15 protein-coding genes are annotated in these 15,649 nt (G+C 74.8%); 4 read left to right on the top strand and 11 right to left on the bottom strand.

The window, feature by feature from the left end:
* Positions 1–58 precede the first annotated feature (58 nt).
* The 4 genes from F8274_RS23935 to F8274_RS23950 all read left to right on the top strand — a co-directional run bounded on the left by F8274_RS23935 (position 59) and on the right by F8274_RS23950 (position 4,201).
* On the top strand, positions 59–874 hold the full coding sequence (locus F8274_RS23935; protein WP_151464618.1) for an ATP-binding cassette domain-containing protein: 816 nt from the start codon (positions 59–61) through the stop codon (positions 872–874).
* A complete protein-coding gene (locus F8274_RS23940) occupies positions 871–2,130 on the top strand; it encodes a sugar ABC transporter permease (protein WP_151464619.1) in 1,260 nt (419 codons plus the stop codon). Before F8274_RS23935 ends, F8274_RS23940 begins: the two co-directional genes overlap by 4 nt.
* Before the next feature lie 26 nt (positions 2,131–2,156).
* Positions 2,157–3,338, top strand: coding sequence for an ROK family protein (locus tag F8274_RS23945; protein ID WP_151464620.1), 1,182 nt, complete (start codon positions 2,157–2,159; stop codon positions 3,336–3,338).
* A gap of 125 nt (positions 3,339–3,463) precedes the next feature.
* Positions 3,464–4,201 (top strand): DUF4142 domain-containing protein, encoded by a 738-nt coding sequence (locus tag F8274_RS23950; RefSeq protein ID WP_151464621.1) that lies wholly within the window; start codon positions 3,464–3,466, stop codon positions 4,199–4,201.
* 51 nt (positions 4,202–4,252) lie between these two features.
* Here the strand turns inward: F8274_RS23950 and F8274_RS23955 are convergent, their stop codons facing one another.
* The 11 genes from F8274_RS23955 to F8274_RS24010 form a co-directional block, all read right to left on the bottom strand.
* On the bottom strand, positions 4,253–6,001 hold the full coding sequence (locus F8274_RS23955; protein ID WP_151464622.1) for an ABC transporter ATP-binding protein: 1,749 nt from the start codon (positions 5,999–6,001) through the stop codon (positions 4,253–4,255).
* A complete protein-coding gene (locus F8274_RS23960) occupies positions 5,998–7,704 on the bottom strand; it encodes an ABC transporter ATP-binding protein (RefSeq protein WP_151464623.1) in 1,707 nt (568 codons plus the stop codon). The genes F8274_RS23955 and F8274_RS23960 overlap by 4 nt, the downstream gene beginning before the upstream one ends.
* Positions 7,705–7,775: 71 nt before the next feature.
* A complete protein-coding gene (locus F8274_RS23965; protein WP_151464624.1) occupies positions 7,776–8,030 on the bottom strand; it encodes a hypothetical protein in 255 nt (84 codons plus the stop codon).
* An 18-nt stretch (positions 8,031–8,048) separates the two neighbouring features.
* Entirely contained in the window at positions 8,049–9,095 is a 1,047-nt protein-coding gene (gene tsaD, locus F8274_RS23970; protein ID WP_151464625.1) for a tRNA (adenosine(37)-N6)-threonylcarbamoyltransferase complex transferase subunit TsaD, read from the bottom strand.
* Positions 9,096–9,100: 5 nt separating this feature from the next.
* Positions 9,101–9,556 carry a ribosomal protein S18-alanine N-acetyltransferase gene (gene rimI / locus F8274_RS23975; protein WP_192579958.1) on the bottom strand — a complete coding sequence of 152 codons (456 nt, stop codon included), beginning with the start codon at positions 9,554–9,556 and terminating at the stop codon, positions 9,101–9,103.
* Positions 9,553–10,230 (bottom strand): tRNA (adenosine(37)-N6)-threonylcarbamoyltransferase complex dimerization subunit type 1 TsaB, encoded by a 678-nt coding sequence (tsaB, locus tag F8274_RS23980; protein WP_151464626.1) that lies wholly within the window; start codon positions 10,228–10,230, stop codon positions 9,553–9,555. Before tsaB ends, rimI begins: the two co-directional genes overlap by 4 nt.
* Before the next feature lie 158 nt (positions 10,231–10,388).
* Positions 10,389–11,090 carry a uracil-DNA glycosylase gene (gene ung / locus F8274_RS23985; protein WP_151464627.1) on the bottom strand — a complete coding sequence of 234 codons (702 nt, stop codon included), beginning with the start codon at positions 11,088–11,090 and terminating at the stop codon, positions 10,389–10,391.
* A gap of 62 nt (positions 11,091–11,152) precedes the next feature.
* A complete protein-coding gene (gene tsaE, locus F8274_RS23990; protein WP_151464628.1) occupies positions 11,153–11,635 on the bottom strand; it encodes a tRNA (adenosine(37)-N6)-threonylcarbamoyltransferase complex ATPase subunit type 1 TsaE in 483 nt (160 codons plus the stop codon).
* A 173-nt stretch (positions 11,636–11,808) separates the two neighbouring features.
* Positions 11,809–12,900: an alpha/beta fold hydrolase gene (locus tag F8274_RS24000; protein WP_151464629.1), complete on the bottom strand. Its 1,092-nt coding sequence runs from the start codon at positions 12,898–12,900 to the stop codon at positions 11,809–11,811.
* Between the two features lie 114 nt (positions 12,901–13,014).
* Positions 13,015–14,133 (bottom strand): alanine racemase, encoded by a 1,119-nt coding sequence (alr, locus tag F8274_RS24005; protein WP_151464630.1) that lies wholly within the window; start codon positions 14,131–14,133, stop codon positions 13,015–13,017.
* Positions 14,134–14,206: 73 nt separating this feature from the next.
* Positions 14,207–15,649, bottom strand: a 1,443-nt coding sequence (locus tag F8274_RS24010; RefSeq protein WP_192579959.1) for an NAD(P)H-hydrate dehydratase, incomplete at its 5' end; no start/stop codon positions are given.

Consider the following 15,649-nt stretch of genomic DNA (forward strand, 5'->3'; position numbering starts at 1 on the left):
GGCGGCGCCCACGCCGGACGGGATCCGAGACCTCCCCTCCGTTCCCAAGGAGAACCCCGTGTCCGCAACCCCCCTGCTGGAGCTACGCGGGATCGACAAGAGCTTCGGTCCCGTCCAGGTGCTGCGCGACGTGGCCTTCGCCGCCTACCCCGGCGAGGTGACCGCGCTGGTCGGCGACAACGGCGCCGGCAAGTCGACCCTGGTCAAGTGCATCAGCGGCATCCATCCGACCGACGCCGGCGAGTTCCACTACGACGGCCGGCCGGTGAGCATCAACAGCCCCCGGGACGCCGCCGCGCTGGGCATCGAGGTCGTCTACCAGGACCTCGCGCTCTGCGACAACCTCGACATCGTGCAGAACATGTTCCTCGGCCGGGAGAAGCGCAGCGGCATCGTGCTCGACGAGCCGACCATGGAGCAGATGGCCGCCGAGACCCTGGCCGGGCTGAGCGTGCGCACCGTCAAGTCGCTGCGCCAGCACGTGTCCAGCCTCTCCGGGGGGCAGCGGCAGACCGTGGCCATCGCCAAGGCGGTGCTCTGGAACAGCCGGCTGGTCATCCTCGACGAGCCCACCGCCGCCCTCGGCGTCGCGCAGACCGCGCAGGTGCTGGAGCTGGTCCGCCGGCTCGCCGACAACGGCCTGGCCGTGGTGCTCATCTCGCACAACATGAACGACGTCTTCGCGGTCTCCGACCGCATCGCCGCCCTCTACCTCGGCCAGATGGTCGCCCAGGTGAAGACCAGCGACATCACGCACTCGCAGGTGGTCGAGCTGATCACCGCCGGTCGCTCCGGCAACCTCGGCCTCGCCGACACGGGCAGCAACGGCACCGGCGCCGCGCCCGCCGACACGACACCAGGAGCCGTCCGATGACCACCACCGCCGTCAAGAAGGAGGGCCCCGCCGCGGTCGCGCCGGCGCCCACCGTCGGCACCCATCTCAGCAACTACCTGCGCCGGGTACGCGGCGGCGACATCGGCGCGCTGCCCGCCGTGATCATGCTCCTCGCGCTCGCCGCCGGCTTCTCGATCGCCCGCCCGACGTTCTTCACGGCCGGCAACTTCGCCAACCTGTTCACGCAGGGCGCCGCGGTCACCCTGATCGCCATGGGCCTGGTGTTCGTCCTGCTGCTCGGCGAGATCGACCTCTCCGCCGGCTTCGCCAGCGGCGTCTGCGCCGCCATCCTGGCCAACGTCGTCACCGAGCTGGGCTACCCGTGGTACGTCGCGGTCCTCGCCGCCGTCGCCACCGGCCTGGCGATCGGCACCGGGCTCGGCCTGCTGGTCGCGAAGGTCGGCATCCCCTCCTTCGTGGTCACCCTGGCCGGCTTCCTCGCCTTCCAGGGCATCGTGCTGATGCTCATGAAGGAGGGCTCCAACATCTCGGTGCGGGACGACGTCCTCCTCGCCATCGCCAACCGCAACCTCTCCCCCGCGCTCGGCTGGGCGCTGGCCGCGGTGGCCGTCGCCGGGTACGCGGCCGCGCAACTCCTGCGCCACCGCAACCGGGTCGCGCGCGGCCTGCTCACCGACCCGATCGCGGTGGTGCTCGCCCGGATCGCCGGCCTCGCGGTCATCCTCGGCGCCGCGGTCTACGTGCTCAACCTGGAGCGCAGCCGCAACGTGCTGGTCGTCTCGCTCAAGGGCGTGCCGATCGTGGTGCCGATCATCGCGCTGCTGCTGGTCGTCTGGACCTTCGTCCTCCAGCGCACCAGCTACGGCCGGCACGTCTACGCGGTCGGCGGCAACGCCGAGGCGGCCCGCCGGGCCGGCATCAACGTCGACCGGATCCGCATCTCCGTCTTCGTCATCTGCTCCACCATGGCGGCGATCGGTGGCATCGTGGCGGCCAGCCGGGCCAACTCGGTGGACCCCAACACCGGTGGCAGTAACGTACTGCTCTACGCCGTCGGCGCGGCGGTGATCGGCGGCACCAGTCTCTTCGGCGGCAAGGGTCGGGTCCTCGACGCCGTGCTCGGCGGCGCGGTGGTCGCGGTCATCGACAACGGTATGGGACTGATGGGTTACAGCTCGGGCGTGAAGTACGTGGTCACCGGCGTGGTGCTGCTCGCCGCCGCCACCATCGACGCGCTGTCCCGCCGGCGGGCCGCCGCGACCGGCACCCGCTGAACCCGGCACGGAACATGACGGTGGCGATGCGCGCGGGACCGAGCCAGGACGAGATCCGTCGGCAGAACCTGGGCGCACTGCTCCGGTACGTCCACGTCCGGGGCGCCACCAGCCGCGCGGAGCTGACCACCGCGCTCGGCCTCAACCGCAGCACCATCGGCGCGCTGACCGCCGACCTGGCCGGCGCCGGTCTGGTCAGCGAGGGGACACCGAAGGAGACCGGCCGGGCCGGACGACCCTCGCTGGTCGTCCGGCCCGAGTCGGCCCGGGTCTACGCGTACGCCTACAGCGTCGAGGTGGACCGGCTGCGGGCCGCGCGGGTCGGGCTCGGCGGCGAGGTGCTCGACCGCCGGGAGCTGGAACGGCCGCGGAACCTGGTCGCCGAGGAGGCCGCGCCGCTGCTGGCCGACGCGGTCCGGGAGATGCACCGGGTGGTGCCGCCCGACTCGATCTGCGTCGGCGCCGGCGTGGCGGTCTGCGGCATGGTCCGCCGCGAGGACGGACTGGTCCGGCTCAGCCCGACCACCGGCTGGGTGGACGAGCCGATCGGCGCGGCGCTCGCCGCCGAGCTGGGCGTCGACGTGCCCATCACCGTCGGCAACGTGGCCGACGTGGCCGCCTTCGCCGAGCACGCCCGGGGCGTCGCCGCCGGCTGCGACAACGTCATCTACCTCTACGGGGACGTCGGCGTCGGGGCCGGCATCATCGCCGGTGGGCGGCGGCTCACCGGGCACGGCGGCTACAGCGGCGAGGTCGGCCACATGGTGGTGGTCCGCGACGGGATGCGCTGCGACTGCGGGCGGCGCGGCTGCTGGGAGACCGAGATCGGCGAGCACGGGCTGCTCCGCGCCGCCGGCCGTTCCGACGCCCGGGGCCGGGAGGCGCTGCTGGCCGTCTTCGACGCCGCCGACCGGGGCGACGCGCGGGCCCAGACCGCCGTACGGCAGGCCGGCGACTGGCTCGGCTTCGGCGTGGCCAACCTGGTCAACATCTTCAACCCGGAGATGGTCATCTTCGGCGGCACCATGCGCGACCTCTACCTGGCCGCCGCCGCCCAGGTGCGGAGCCGGCTCAACTCCAACGGGCTGCCCGCCTGCCTGGAGCACGTGCGGCTGCGCACCCCGAAGCTCGGTGACGACGCGGCGCTCATCGGCGCCGCCGAACTGGCCTTCGAACGCCTCCTCGCCGACCCCCTCGACGTCGGCTGACCGGCTGCCGGTTTCCGGTGAACTGAAACGGCTCGTGATCCGTACCAGTGGGCGGACGCACGGCCGCGGGGGCGGCCGTGCGCGCCATCCCGCGTACCGGTCCGGACCGAGGAGGCACCGCAACCATGGCACCGCTGGAATCCGCACGCCGCCGGCTGGCGCACCGGGTGACCCTGCTGCTCGTCGCGCTCGCCGCGGGGATCGGCATTCTTCCCGGCGCCGCACACGCCGCGCCCAACCCCGGTGTGCAGCTCAACGCCGCCGACATGACGCTGCTCAACGGGGTACGACTGGCCGGGCTCTGGGAGATGCCGGCCGGGCAGATGGCCGCCGAGAAGGGCCAGTCGAAGCGGGTACGGGAGATCGGCGCGGAGATCGCGCGTCAGCACGGCGTCCTGGACCAGCTCGTGGTCGAGGCCGCGAACAAGCTGGGCGCCACCCTGCCGACCACACCGACCACCCAGCAGCAGGGCTGGCTGACCGAGATGCAGAACGCCACCGGCGCCCAGTTCGACCAGATCTTCGTGACCCGGCTGCGGGTCGCCCACGGCAACATCTTCCCGGTGATCGGCGCGGTCCGGGCCAGCACCCGGGACCCGATCGTGCGCAAGCTCGCCGACCAGACGAACACCTTCGTCACCAACCACATGCTGATGCTGGAGAGCACCGGGCTGGTCCGCTGGCAGCAGCTCCCGCCGCCCGCGATGCCCCCGGCGCAGAGCGATTCGCTGATCGCCGCCGCCGGTGCGAACGTCGGAAACAACGGCGGGATCCAGGTCAGCACCACCGTCGTGTGGGCCGTCTTCCTGCTCGCCCTGGCCACCGGCGGGTACGCGACCTGGCGGCTGATGCGCCGCTCCTGACCGCGCTGCCCGCACGAGGCCCCCACCGGTGTGCCGGTGGGGGCCTCCTGCTCAGCCGTGCCAGGAGCGCCACAGGGCGGCGTAGGAGCCGCCGGCCGCGACCAGTTCGTCGTGCGAGCCCAGCTCGGTGATCCGGCCGTCCTCGACCACCGCCACCCGGTCCGCGTCGTGGGCGGAGAAGAGCCGGTGCGCGATGGCGATGACGGTCCGGCCCTGGAGCACCGCGGCCAGCGAGCGTTCCAGCGCCCGGGCCGCCCGCGGGTCAATCAGCGAGGTGGCCTCGTCCAGCACCAGCGTGTGCGGGTCGGCGAGCACCAGCCGGGCCAGCGCGACCTGCTGCGCCTGGGCCGGGGAGAGCGGGTGCCCGCCCGCACCGACCCGGGTGTCCAGCCCGTCCGGCAGCGCCTCCGCCCAGTCCCGCGCGTCGACCGCGGCCAGCGCCGCGCGCACCTCGTCGGGGCCGGCGTCCGGGCGGACCATCGCCACGTTGTCGGCGAGGGTGCCGATGAAGACGTGGTGCTCCTGGCTGACCAGCGCGACGTGGGTGCGCAGCTCCGCCAGGGGCAGCCCGGACAGCGGCCGGCCGTCCACGGTCACCGTGCCGGCGCGCGGCTCGTGCACCCCGGCCAGCAGCCGGCCCAGCGTGGACTTGCCCGCGCCGGACGGACCGACCATGGCCAGCTTCTCCCCCGGCCGTGGCACCAGGGTCACCCCGTGCAGCACGTCGTGGCCGGCGCGGTACGCGTACCGGACGTCGTGGGCGGCGAGCCGCCCGTCGTCGGTGACCGGCCGCCGGTCGGGCGCCGGGGCGGGGGCCTCCGCCGGCTCGCCGGCCACGCCGAGCAGCCGGGCCAGCGAGGCGCCGCCGACCTGGAACTCGTCCAGCCAGGAGAGCAGCCGGTCGACCGGGTCCACCAGCTGCTGGGCGTAGAGGGTGGCCGCGGTGACCTGACCGAGGCTGGCCCAGCCCTCCAGGTAGAACCAGCCGCCGAGCAGCAGGGTGCCGGCCACCGGCAGCAGGTAGCCGATCTCGGCGATCGGGAAGAAGACCGTCCGCAGGTTCAGCGTGTAGTACTCGGCCGCGTACGACCGGCGGATGTCGCCGTCGGTGCGCGCCCGGCGGCGGGCCTGCTGGCGCAGCGCCTCCGTGGTCCGCGCGCCCTCGACCGTCTCGCTGATCCCGTCGGTGATGTCGGAGTAGGCGGCGTTCTCCCGCAGGTAGCCGGCCGGCGCCCGGCGCAGGTACCAGCGGGTGCCGGCCACCAGCAGCGGCACCGCGAGCACGCAGGGCAGCACGAGCAGCGGGCCGGTCAGCATCAGCGCGCCGAGGATCAGCAGCACGGTGACCGCCGAGATCAGCGTCTCCGGCGCGGCGAACCGGACCGTCCGGGACAGCGCGGCCACGTCCCGCGAGGTGCGGGTGAGCAGGTCGCCGGTGCCGGCCCGCTCCACCGTGGACAGCGGCAGGGCCAGCAGCCGGTCGACGAACTCCTCCCGCAACTCGGCGAGGACCCGCTCACCGAGCCGGGCCGAGGCCAGGTGGGCGAAGCGGACCAGCACCGACTGGGCGACCACGAATCCGGCGATGGCCAGGGCGATCCGGTCGACGGTCACCGCGCTCACCCCGCGCGAGATCCCCTCGACCAGGTCGCCGAGGAGCCGGGGCGCGACCAGGCCGGCGGCCGCGGCGAGCGCGTGCAGGCCGAGCGCGGCGGCCAGGCCGCGTGGATGCCGTCGGAACAGCTCCCGCGCGTACCGGCGGACCTGCTGCGCGTTCGCGACGGGCAGGGCGTTGCTCACCGGTCCTCCTCCCGGCTCACCGTGGCCCGGTACCGGGGCTCGGCGGCCAGCAGCTCGTCGTGGCGGCCCTCGGCGACCACCTTGCCGTCCTCCACGAAGACCACGTGCTCGGCACGGCCGAGCACCAGCGGGCTGGTCGTGCAGACCAGCGTCGTCCGCCCGCGCCGGGCGGCGGCCAGCCGGTCGGCGATCCGCGCCTCGGTGTGCGCGTCCACCGCGCTGGTCGGTTCGACGAGGATCAGCGTCTCCGGGTCGGCGACCAGCGCACGGGCCAGCCGCAGCCGCTGCCGCTGCCCGCCGGAGAACTCCCGGCCGCGCTCGGCGACCGGGCTGTCCAGGCCGCCGGGCAGCGCCTCGACGATGTCCGTGGCGCTCGCCGCCACCAGCGCCGCCTCGACCGCGTGGCGATCCGCCCGGTCGTGCGGGTCCAGCTCCGTGCGGAGGGCGCCGCTGAACAGCTGCGCGTCGTTGTCGGCCACCAGGATCCGCTCGCGCACCGCCGCCAGCGCCACGTCCCCCAGCGGTACGCCGTGCAGCGTCACGTCCCCGTCGGCGTACCGGCCCAGCCGGTCGGCGATCTCGGCGGCGTCCTCGGGCGCGGTGGCGGCCAGCGCGGTGAGCCGGCCCGGCCGCAGCACCAGCCCGGAGCGCATGTCGACCAGCTCGCCCGGCCCCTCGGGCACCGGCACCGGGCGGGCCGGCTCGGTGAACTCCGGGGCGAGGCGGAGCAGCCGCACCACCCGGCGGGCCGCCACGTGCCCCCGGGTCACCTTGTCGGCCGCCTCGGTGAGGTTGCGCAGCGGGCTGACCAGGAACGCCGTGTAGCCGTAGAACGACACCAACTGGCCGGCGCTGATCTCGCCGCGCAGCGCGAACCGGGCCCCGAGCCAGGTCACCAGCACCACGAAGACGCCGGGCAGCAGGATCTGCGCGGCCTGGATGAGCGACTCCACCCGGGCCACCCGCAGGCCGTCCGCCCGCAGCGCCTGGGACTGCTCCCGGTAACGGGCGCCCAGCACCGGCTCGCCGCCCACCCCGCGCAGCACCCGCAGCCCCGAGACGATGTCCCCGGCCCGGGCGGTCAGCTCACCGGTCGACTCCCGGTACGCCGCCTGCTGCCGGTGCAGCGGCCGGATGAGCAGCGCCACCAGCGCCATGAGCAGCGGCACCCCGAGCACCACCACGAGGCCGAGCGGCACGGAGGCGGTGAGCAGGATCACCGACACGGTCGCGATGGCGACCACCGCGCCGGTGCCCCGGGCGGTGATGTCGACCGCGCTGCCGATGTGCTCGATGTCGGCCGTACCGATGCTCACCACCTCGCCCGCGGCCACCCGGCGGGGCAGCGCCGCGCCGAGCCGGTTGGTGGCGTCCACGGTGACCTGCACCGTCCGGTACGCGGCGCCGAGCCAGTTGTGCGCCGCGCAGCGGTGCCGCAGGATGCCGGCCACCGCCTGGACGACGCCCAGCGCGAGCAGGACGAACCCCCAGCGGAGCAGGGCGTCCGGGTCACGGTGGGCCAGGCCCGCGTCGACGGCCCGGCCCACGGCGGCCGGCATGAGCGCCTGGGCCACCATCCAGATGACGCCGAGCGCGATGCCGGAGCCGAAGAGCAGGGGATGCCGACCGGCGAGCCAGACCAGGTAACGGGTGGCGGACCGGGCGTCGGGGGTGCCGGGGTCACCGGCGGGTGAGAAGCGCATGGCCACCCGACGCTAGGTGCCGGGCCGGGGCGGACGCCATCCAATTCCCGCCGCTCCGGCGGGCTGCCGGATCAGCGATCGACCTGCGTGAAGTCCCAGCTGTGCGGCGGTCGGGCGACCAGCCGCATGGGCGGCTCGGGCAGTTCCCGCGGGCTGCTCCGCCACTTCGAGATCACCACCACCCGGTGGTCGGTCGAGGAGAACACCTCGCTCGACAGGTGCAGCGGCTCGTGCTCGAACTCGGGCAGCGCGGTCTCGCACACCCAGGTGATCAGGTCGGCGAACCCGTACGGCTCCGCCTTCGCCTCCCACATCCGGACGATCACGTCGGTCCCCTCCCCGCCTCAGACACTGACCACGGTCAGCGGCATGGCGGAGTCGGCGGGCAGGTCCAGCCGGCTCGGGGCGACGCCCGCCGCGACCAGGTGCGAGCCGAGCGCGGCCACCATGGCGCCGTTGTCGGTGCAGAGCTTCGGCCGGGGCGTCCGCACCCGGACGCCGTGCTTCGCCGCCCGCTGCTCGGCCATCGCCCGCAGCCGCGAGTTCGCCGCCACCCCGCCGCCGATCACCAGCGTGTCGATGCCGCTGCTGCGGCAGGCGTCCAGCGCCTTGCCGACCAGCACGTCACAGACCGCCTCCTGGAAGGACGCGGCCACGTCGGCCACCGGCACCGGCTCGCCGGCCCGCTGCCGCGCCTCCACCCAGCGGGCCACCGCCGTCTTCAGCCCGGAGAAGGAGAAGTCGAAGCGGTGCCCGGCCAGGTCCTTGGGCGCGGTCAGCCCGCGCGGGAAGGCGATCGCCGCCGGGTCACCGGCCCGCGCCTCCCGGTCGATGAACGGGCCGCCCGGGAAGGGCAGCCCGAGCAGCCGGGCCACCTTGTCGAACGCCTCACCGGCCGCGTCGTCGATCGTCGCGCCCAGCGGGGTGACCTCCCGGGCCAGGTCGTCGACGCGCAGCAGCGAGGAGTGCCCGCCGGAGACCAGCAGGGCGATCGCCGGCTCGGGCAGCGGGCCGTGCTCCAGGGTGTCCACGGCAACGTGCGCGGCGAGATGGTTCACCCCGTACACCGGCTTCTCGGCGGCCACCGCGTACCCCTTGGCGGCGGCGACCCCGACGAGCAGCGCGCCGGCCAGGCCCGGCCCGGAGGTGACGGCGATCGCGTCGATGTCGGCGATCGTCACCCCGGCCTCCCGCAGCGCCCGGTCCATCGTCGGCACGATGGCCTCCAGGTGGGCGCGACTGGCCACCTCGGGCACCACCCCGCCGAACCGGGCGTGCTCCTCGACGCTGGAGGCGAGCGCGTCCGCGAGCAGGGTGTGCCCGCGCACGATGCCCACCCCGGTCTCGTCACACGAGGTCTCGATGCCGAGGATCAGTGGTTCGTCAGCCATGCGTGTCAGTCCTCGTTGCGCTGCATGACCAGCGCGTCGGTGTTGCTCAGTTGGTAGTAGCCGCGGCGCACGCCGATCGGCTCGAAGCCGTACATCGCGTAGAGCCGCTGGGCGGGGCCGTTGTCGGCGGCGACCTCCAGCAGCGTGCTGCGCACCCCGCGCCGCGCCGCCTCGGCGAGCAGCGCCTCCAGCAGCAGCCGGCCGATCCCCCGGCGCTGCGCGTCCCGGCGGACCGCGACGTTCTGCACCCACGCCTCGTCGGGCGGCGCCACCATCAGCCCGGCGTAGCCGAGCACCGTGCCGTCGTCGTCGTCGGTGGCGACCAGGTAGTGGTGGCCGTTGGCCAGCTCGTTCCAGAACATCGCCGGGGACCACTGCTCGGCGCCGAACAGGTCCGCCTCCAGGGGCAGCACCTGGTCGATGTGCCACCAGCGGAACCGGCCCAGTCGCACCTGGCTCATTGAAGGACCGGCTTGTGGCCGGTGGCCGCGACCGCGTCCGGGCGGCGCAGGTAGAGCGGCGTGAGCGGCTCGCCCGGGGCACCCGCGCGGATCCGCTCGGCGGCCAGGCCGGCCAGGGCCAGGGCGTCCGGGTAGCGCGGCTCCTCCCGCACCGGCAGACCGAGGACGTCGGCGTACCGGTGCGCGCCGTCACCGACCGCCACCGTGACGGCCAGGCCCCGGGCCCGCTCGGCGGCGACCACGGGCAGGTCCACGTTCGGCCCGGCAATGCGCTGGCCGGCGCCGTCGTAGACCGCCCAGTAGACCTCCCGGCGGCGGGCGTCGCTGGCCGCCAGCACCGGCTCGCCGGCGGCCGCCGGGTGGCCGATCCCGTCCAGCGAGCAGACCCCGTACGTGGGGATGCCGAGCACCTGGCCCATCGTGGCCGCCGTGACCAGGCCGACCCGCAGCCCGGTGAACGGCCCGGGACCGAGCCCGGCGACGATCGCGGCCAGGTCGGCGGGGCGGGCGTCGACGTCGGCCAGCACCGCGTCGACCTGCGGGGCGAGCAGCTCGCCGTGCGCCCGGGCGTCGACCGTGCACCGCTGCGCGCGGGCCGCGACGCCGTCCGCCGAGACCTCGACCAGCGCCGCGGTCACCGCGGGCGTCGACGAGTCCACCACGAGTACGAGCACGGTATGCCAGCCTAGTCGCCGCCCCGGTTACCGGCGGTGACGCCCCTCCCGCCGCCGCTCGCCGCCGGACAGACCGGTGAAGGTTGGTTGAGGGTGAGGTGTCGCGGCTCAGCCCGGAGCACGATGCGGGGGTCGGCCGGTGGGCACGGCGTCACGGGTCAGCCGGCGGTGCGTTCCCAGTCGACGGTGGGCAGGCCGGCGTCGGCGAGCGCCTTGTTGGCCGCGCTGAACGGGCGGCTCCCCAGGAAGCCACGCGGGTTCATCGGGCTCGGGTGGCCGGCCTCCAGCACCACGTGGTGCGGGTTGGTGACCAGGGCGGCCTTCTTGCGCGCGTAGCTGCCCCAGAGCAGGAAGACCACCCGCTGGTCGAGCGCGTCGAGGGCCCGGATGGTGGCGTCGGTGAACTCCTCCCAGCCCTTGTTGGCGTGCGAGCCCGGGGTGGCCTGCCGGACGGTGAGCACCGCGTTGAGCAGCAGCACCCCCTGCGCCGCCCAGCCGCTCAGGTTGGCGCCGGCCGGCTTCGGCACCCCCAGGTCCTCGCCCAGCTCCTTGAAGACGTTGCGCAGCGACGGCGGCACCGCCACCCCCTCGCGCACGCTGAAGCTCAGCCCGTGCGCCTGACCCGCCTTGTGGTAGGGGTCCTGCCCGAGGATCAGCACCCGGGTCTCCGCCGGCCCGCACAGCCGGTAGGCGGAGAACAGGTCCTCGACCGGCGGGAAGACGGTGCCCGTCGCATATTCACCGGCCACGAACTCGGTCAGCGCCGCGGTGCGCGCCGGATCGAGGTGCGGGGCGAGCGCCGCCCGCCAGGCGTCCGGAAGGAGCGCCAGCAGGTCGAGGGTGGGAGCGTCGTCGGGCATCGGCAACCTTTCACCGCATCGGATCGGTCCCCGGCACTGTAGGCAGCGGGTACGACAAGGGGTCAGTCGAGGGCGGCCAGGCGCCCCGCCCAGTCGCCGCCGACCGGCTCCAGGCTGACCACCCGGGTGTCGTCGTCCCGCCGGTCGATGCGCACCCGCAGGTGGGCGTCGACCAACTGCTCGACCATCCCCTCACCCCACTCGACCACGGTGACCGCCTCGTCCACCGACGCGTCCAGGTCCAGGTCGTCGATCTCGGCGCGCGGGTCGGCCGACTCCCCCAGCCGGTACGCGTCGGCGTGCACCAGACTCACCCGGCCGCCCCGGGCCGGATCCGGCCGGTGCACCCGGGCGATCACGAAGGTCGGCGAGGTGATGTCGCCGCGCACCCCGAGACCGGCGCCGATGCCCTGGGCCAGCGCCGTCTTGCCGGCGCCCAGCGGGCCACTGAGCAGCAGCAGGTCACCGGCGCGCAACACCCCGGCCAGCCGGCGGCCGAACTCGTGGGTGTCGTCGACCGTCTTCAGCTCCAGCACCAGACTCACCGCGCCACCTCGGCTCGCAACTGCGGGGCTCGCAACCCCGGCTCACTCCTCGCGCTCACAGCGCCACCTCGGCTCGCGACTGCGGGGCTCGCAGGACCGGCTCACTCCTCGCGCTCACAGCGCCACCTCGGCTCGCGACTGCGGGGCTCGCAACCCCGGCTCACTCCTCGCGCTCACAGTGACTCCAGGAACCTCTCCAGCGCCGCGTTGACCTCGTCGGCGTGCTCCAGCATCACCACGTGCCCGCTGTCGTGGATCTTCACGAACTCGGCGTGCGGCAGCCGCCGCACGATCTCCTCGGAGTGGGTCACCGGCGTGATCATGTCCTTGTCCCCCACGATCACCAGCACCGGCGTGCCGGCCAGCGCGGCCAGCGCCGGAAACCGGGAGTGGGTGGCCAGGGTGCGCAGGTAACGGGTGACCGTGTCGGCCGAGGTGCGCGAGTTCATCGTCTCGACGTAGGACACCAGGGCCGGGCTGGGCTTCGGGGTGCCGAAGCCGTACCTGCGGGTGAGCAGCCAGGCCACGTTGGAGGTCGACTTGCGGGCCTTGTCGATGACCGTGCCGCCGTACCGGGTGGCGTTGCTCATCATGTAGATCACCGGCGCCCCGACGCGGCCGAGCAGCGCGGGCGCCACCAGCTTGGTCTCCGCGAGCAGCCCACCCGAGGTGGCCATCAGGACCGTGCCGACCACCCGGTCGCCGAACAGTTCCGGGTGCAGCTCGGCCAGGGCCATGATCGTCATGCCGCCCATCGAGTGGCCGACCAGCACCAGCGGCCCCTCGGGGGCCACCTCGTCGATGACCCGGCGCAGGGTGTGGCCCAGCGCGGCCAGGTCGTAGTCGCCGCCCTCCAGCTTCCCGGAGCGGCCGTGCCCGGGCTGGTCGTAGGCGACGACCCGGTAGTCACCGCGCGCGGCGAGCAGCTTGCGCTGGAAGTGGAACGTGCCCATGTCCAGGCAGAAGCCGTGCACCAGCACCACGGTCGGATGCCCGGCGACCGGGCGGGTCGGCTCGACCACCTCCACGTGGATGTCGGTGCCGTCCGGCATCTCCAACGTGTACGCCGCGTCGTGGCGCTGGTCGCCGAAGACCTCGTCGGCGTAGGGATCCCTGGGGTCGGACTTGAGGCGGCGGATGAGAACCCGCTCGCTCACCACCCCGGCGGCCAGCCCGGCGGCGGCCACACCGAGCGCCGCGCCGACCACCCCGGCCACCCGGCCGGCAGCGGTCCGCGGCCGGGGAACCCGGAACCGCTGGCTCACTGTGCAACCTCAGTTCGCGACTGCGGGGCTCGCAACCCCGGCTCACTCCTCGCGCTCACGGCGCAACCTCAGTTCGCGACTGCGGGGCTCGCAACCCCGGCTCACTCCTCGCGCTCACGGGCGCTCGCCGTCGTAGACGCGCGGCACCCGGACACCGCCGAACCGGGTCACGATCTCGTAGTTGATGGTGCCGACCGCCTCGGCCCAGTCGTCGGCGGTGGGCTCGCCGTCCGCGCCGCTGCCGAAGAGCGTGGCCACGTCCCCGGCGGCCACCTCGTCCTCGCCGCAGTCGACGACGAACTGGTCCATGCAGACCCGCCCCGAGATGGTCCGCCGCTTGCCGCCGAGCTGCACCGGGCCGGTGTTGGAGGCGTGCCGGGGCACCCCGTCGGCGTAGCCGAGCGGGACGACGGCCAGGTTCGCCTCCTGCTCGGTCCGGTAGGTGTGGCCGTACGAGACGCCGGTGCCGGCCGGGACCCGCTTGGTCAACATCACCCGGGCCCGGGCGGTCATCGCGGGGCGCAGGCCGAACTGCTCGCCCTCGATCGGGGAGAGGCCGTAGACGGCCAGGCCGGGGCGGACCAGGTCGAAGTGGGTGTCCGGGCGGGTCAGCGTGGCCGCCGAGTTGGCCAGGTGCCGGTAGCGGGGACGCAGGCCGGCCCGCTCCACCATCTCCAGCCCCTCGTGGAACACCGCCAACTGCCGGTCGGTGGTGGGGTGGCCGGGCGAGTCCGCGTAGACGAAGTGGCTCCACACGCCGACCACCTCGACCAGGCCGTCGGCCTGGGCCTTCGCGGCGGCCTCCAGCAGCGCCGGCCAGTCGGCGACGGTGGCCCCGCCGCGGGACAACCCGGTGTCGATCTTGAGGTGCAGCCGGGCCGTGCGGTCCGCCCGCCGGCCTGCCTCGATCATCTCGTCGAGCTGGGTGAGGCTGGCGCAGCCCAGGTCGACGCCGACCGCGACCCCGTCGTGCAGCGGCAGCCCCGGGTCGAGCAGCCAGGCCAGCACGGGCGCCGTGACCCCCTCCTGCCGCAGCAGGAGCGCCTCGTCGAGCGTGCAGACGCCGAGCCAGTCCGCCCCGGCGTCGAGCGCCGCGTTGGCCGCCGGCACCATGCCGTGGCCGTAGCCGTCGGCCTTGACCACCGCCATCAGCTCGGCGCTGGTGCCCGACTTGAGCCGGGCCACGTTCTCCCGGATCGCGTCCAGGTCGACGCGCACCTCCGACTGCCACATGTCCTCAGCCTACTTCCGCCCGTGATCACCGTGGCCGCGAGCCGCGCGACCGGCCTGTCGGCCGCCGTCCCGGTCAGGGCAGGCGGGCCAGCACCGGGCGGAGCGCGGTCGCCACGTCGGGCGCGGTCACCGGGCCGCCGCGCGCCGCCTCCCGGCCGGCCAGCCCGTGCAGGTACGCCGCCGCGGCGGCCGCCCGCTCGGGGGCCAGCCCGGCGGCGAGCAGCGAGCCGAGCAGCCCGGCCAGCACGTCGCCGGTGCCCCCGGTGGCGAGCACCGGGGTGCCGGTCGGGTTGACGTAGGCCCGGCCGTCGGGGGTGCCGATGATCGTGCGGTCACCCTTGAGCAGCACCACCGCATTCATCCACGCGGCCAGCCGCAGGGCCGCCCCGACCCGGTCCGCCCCCGGGGTCTCGCCACACAGCCGGGCGTACTCCCGGTCGTGCGGGGTCACCACGATCGGCGCGTCGCGCCCGCGCAGCCGGTCGGCCAGCTTGCCGTCGACCAGCAGGGTGAGCGCGTCGGCGTCGAGCACCACCGGCACCGGCGCGGCGAGCACCGCGCGCAGTTCGGCGGCGGACTCCTCTCCGGTGCCGAGCCCCGAGCCGCAGACCCAGGCCTGCACCCGGCCGGCGGCGGCGACCCGGTCGGTGGCGATCACCGACGGGTGCTGGTGCAGCACCTCCGCGCGGGCGCCGCCCGCGTAGCGGACCATGCCGGTGGGGCCGGACAGCGCGCCGCTCACCGAGAGCACCGCGGCGCCGGGATAGGTGGCCGAGCCGGTCGCCACCCCGACCACGCCGCGGCTGTACTTCTCCGAGGACGGGCCGAGCCCGGGCCACCAGTCGACCACGTCGGACCACTCGGTGACGCGCAGCGCCGGGGTGCCGCGCAGCCACGGCACCAACCCGATGTCGACCAGCTCGACGTGCCCGGCGAGCGGCGCGGCCGGGCCGACCACCAAGGCCGGCTTGAGCGCGCCGAAGGTGACCGTCACGTCGGCGTCGACCGCGCAGGGCCGGCCGGAGGCGGTGAGGGGGACATGTCCGGTGTCCACCGCGACGCCGCTCGGCACGTCCACGGCCACCACCGTGGCCCGTGTGCCGTCCCGCCCCATCCGCTCGGCCAGGCTCGCGGCGAGCTGGTCGGCGGTCTCCCGGAGCCCGCCGGTGCCGCCGATCCCGACGATCCCGTCGAGCACCAGGTCCACCACGGCCGGCGGCCGGTCGACGACGCGCCCGCCGGCGGCCCGCAGCGCGGCCAGCCCCTCGCCGTGCGCCCGACCCGGGGTGAGCAGTAGGGCGGCGACCGCGGCGCCCCGCCGGGCCAGGTGCGCGCCCGCGTAGAGGGCGTCGCCGCCGTTGTCGCCGGAGCCGACCAGCAGCAGCACCCGGGCGCCGTAGGCACCGCCCCGCTCGCCGAGCAGCAGCGCGCAGCGGCGGGCCAGCCCGGCGGCGGCCCGCTGCATCAGCGCCCCGGGCGGCAGGGTGGCCATGAGGCCCGCCTCCGCCGCGCGTAC

It is taken from the genome of Micromonospora sp. AMSO31t, from assembly GCF_008868175.1.
Classification (GTDB): domain Bacteria; phylum Actinomycetota; class Actinomycetes; order Mycobacteriales; family Micromonosporaceae; genus Micromonospora.

What these genes read in the sequence shown, in the direction of transcription:
- F8274_RS23940 (WP_151464619.1), top strand. Translation starts at nt 871, where the DNA reads ATGACCACCACCGCCGTCAAGAAGGAGGGCCCCGCCGCGGTCGCGCCG.
- F8274_RS23945 (WP_151464620.1), top strand. Translation starts at nt 2,157, where the DNA reads ATGCGCGCGGGACCGAGCCAGGACGAGATCCGTCGGCAGAACCTGGGC.
- F8274_RS23950 (WP_151464621.1), top strand. Translation starts at nt 3,464, where the DNA reads ATGGCACCGCTGGAATCCGCACGCCGCCGGCTGGCGCACCGGGTGACC.
- F8274_RS23960 (WP_151464623.1), bottom strand. Translation starts at nt 7,704, where the DNA reads ATGCGCTTCTCACCCGCCGGTGACCCCGGCACCCCCGACGCCCGGTCC.
- tsaD (WP_151464625.1), bottom strand. Translation starts at nt 9,095, where the DNA reads ATGGCTGACGAACCACTGATCCTCGGCATCGAGACCTCGTGTGACGAG.
- rimI (WP_192579958.1), bottom strand. Translation starts at nt 9,556, where the DNA reads ATGAGCCAGGTGCGACTGGGCCGGTTCCGCTGGTGGCACATCGACCAG.
- ung (WP_151464627.1), bottom strand. Translation starts at nt 11,090, where the DNA reads ATGCCCGACGACGCTCCCACCCTCGACCTGCTGGCGCTCCTTCCGGAC.
- alr (WP_151464630.1), bottom strand. Translation starts at nt 14,133, where the DNA reads ATGTGGCAGTCGGAGGTGCGCGTCGACCTGGACGCGATCCGGGAGAAC.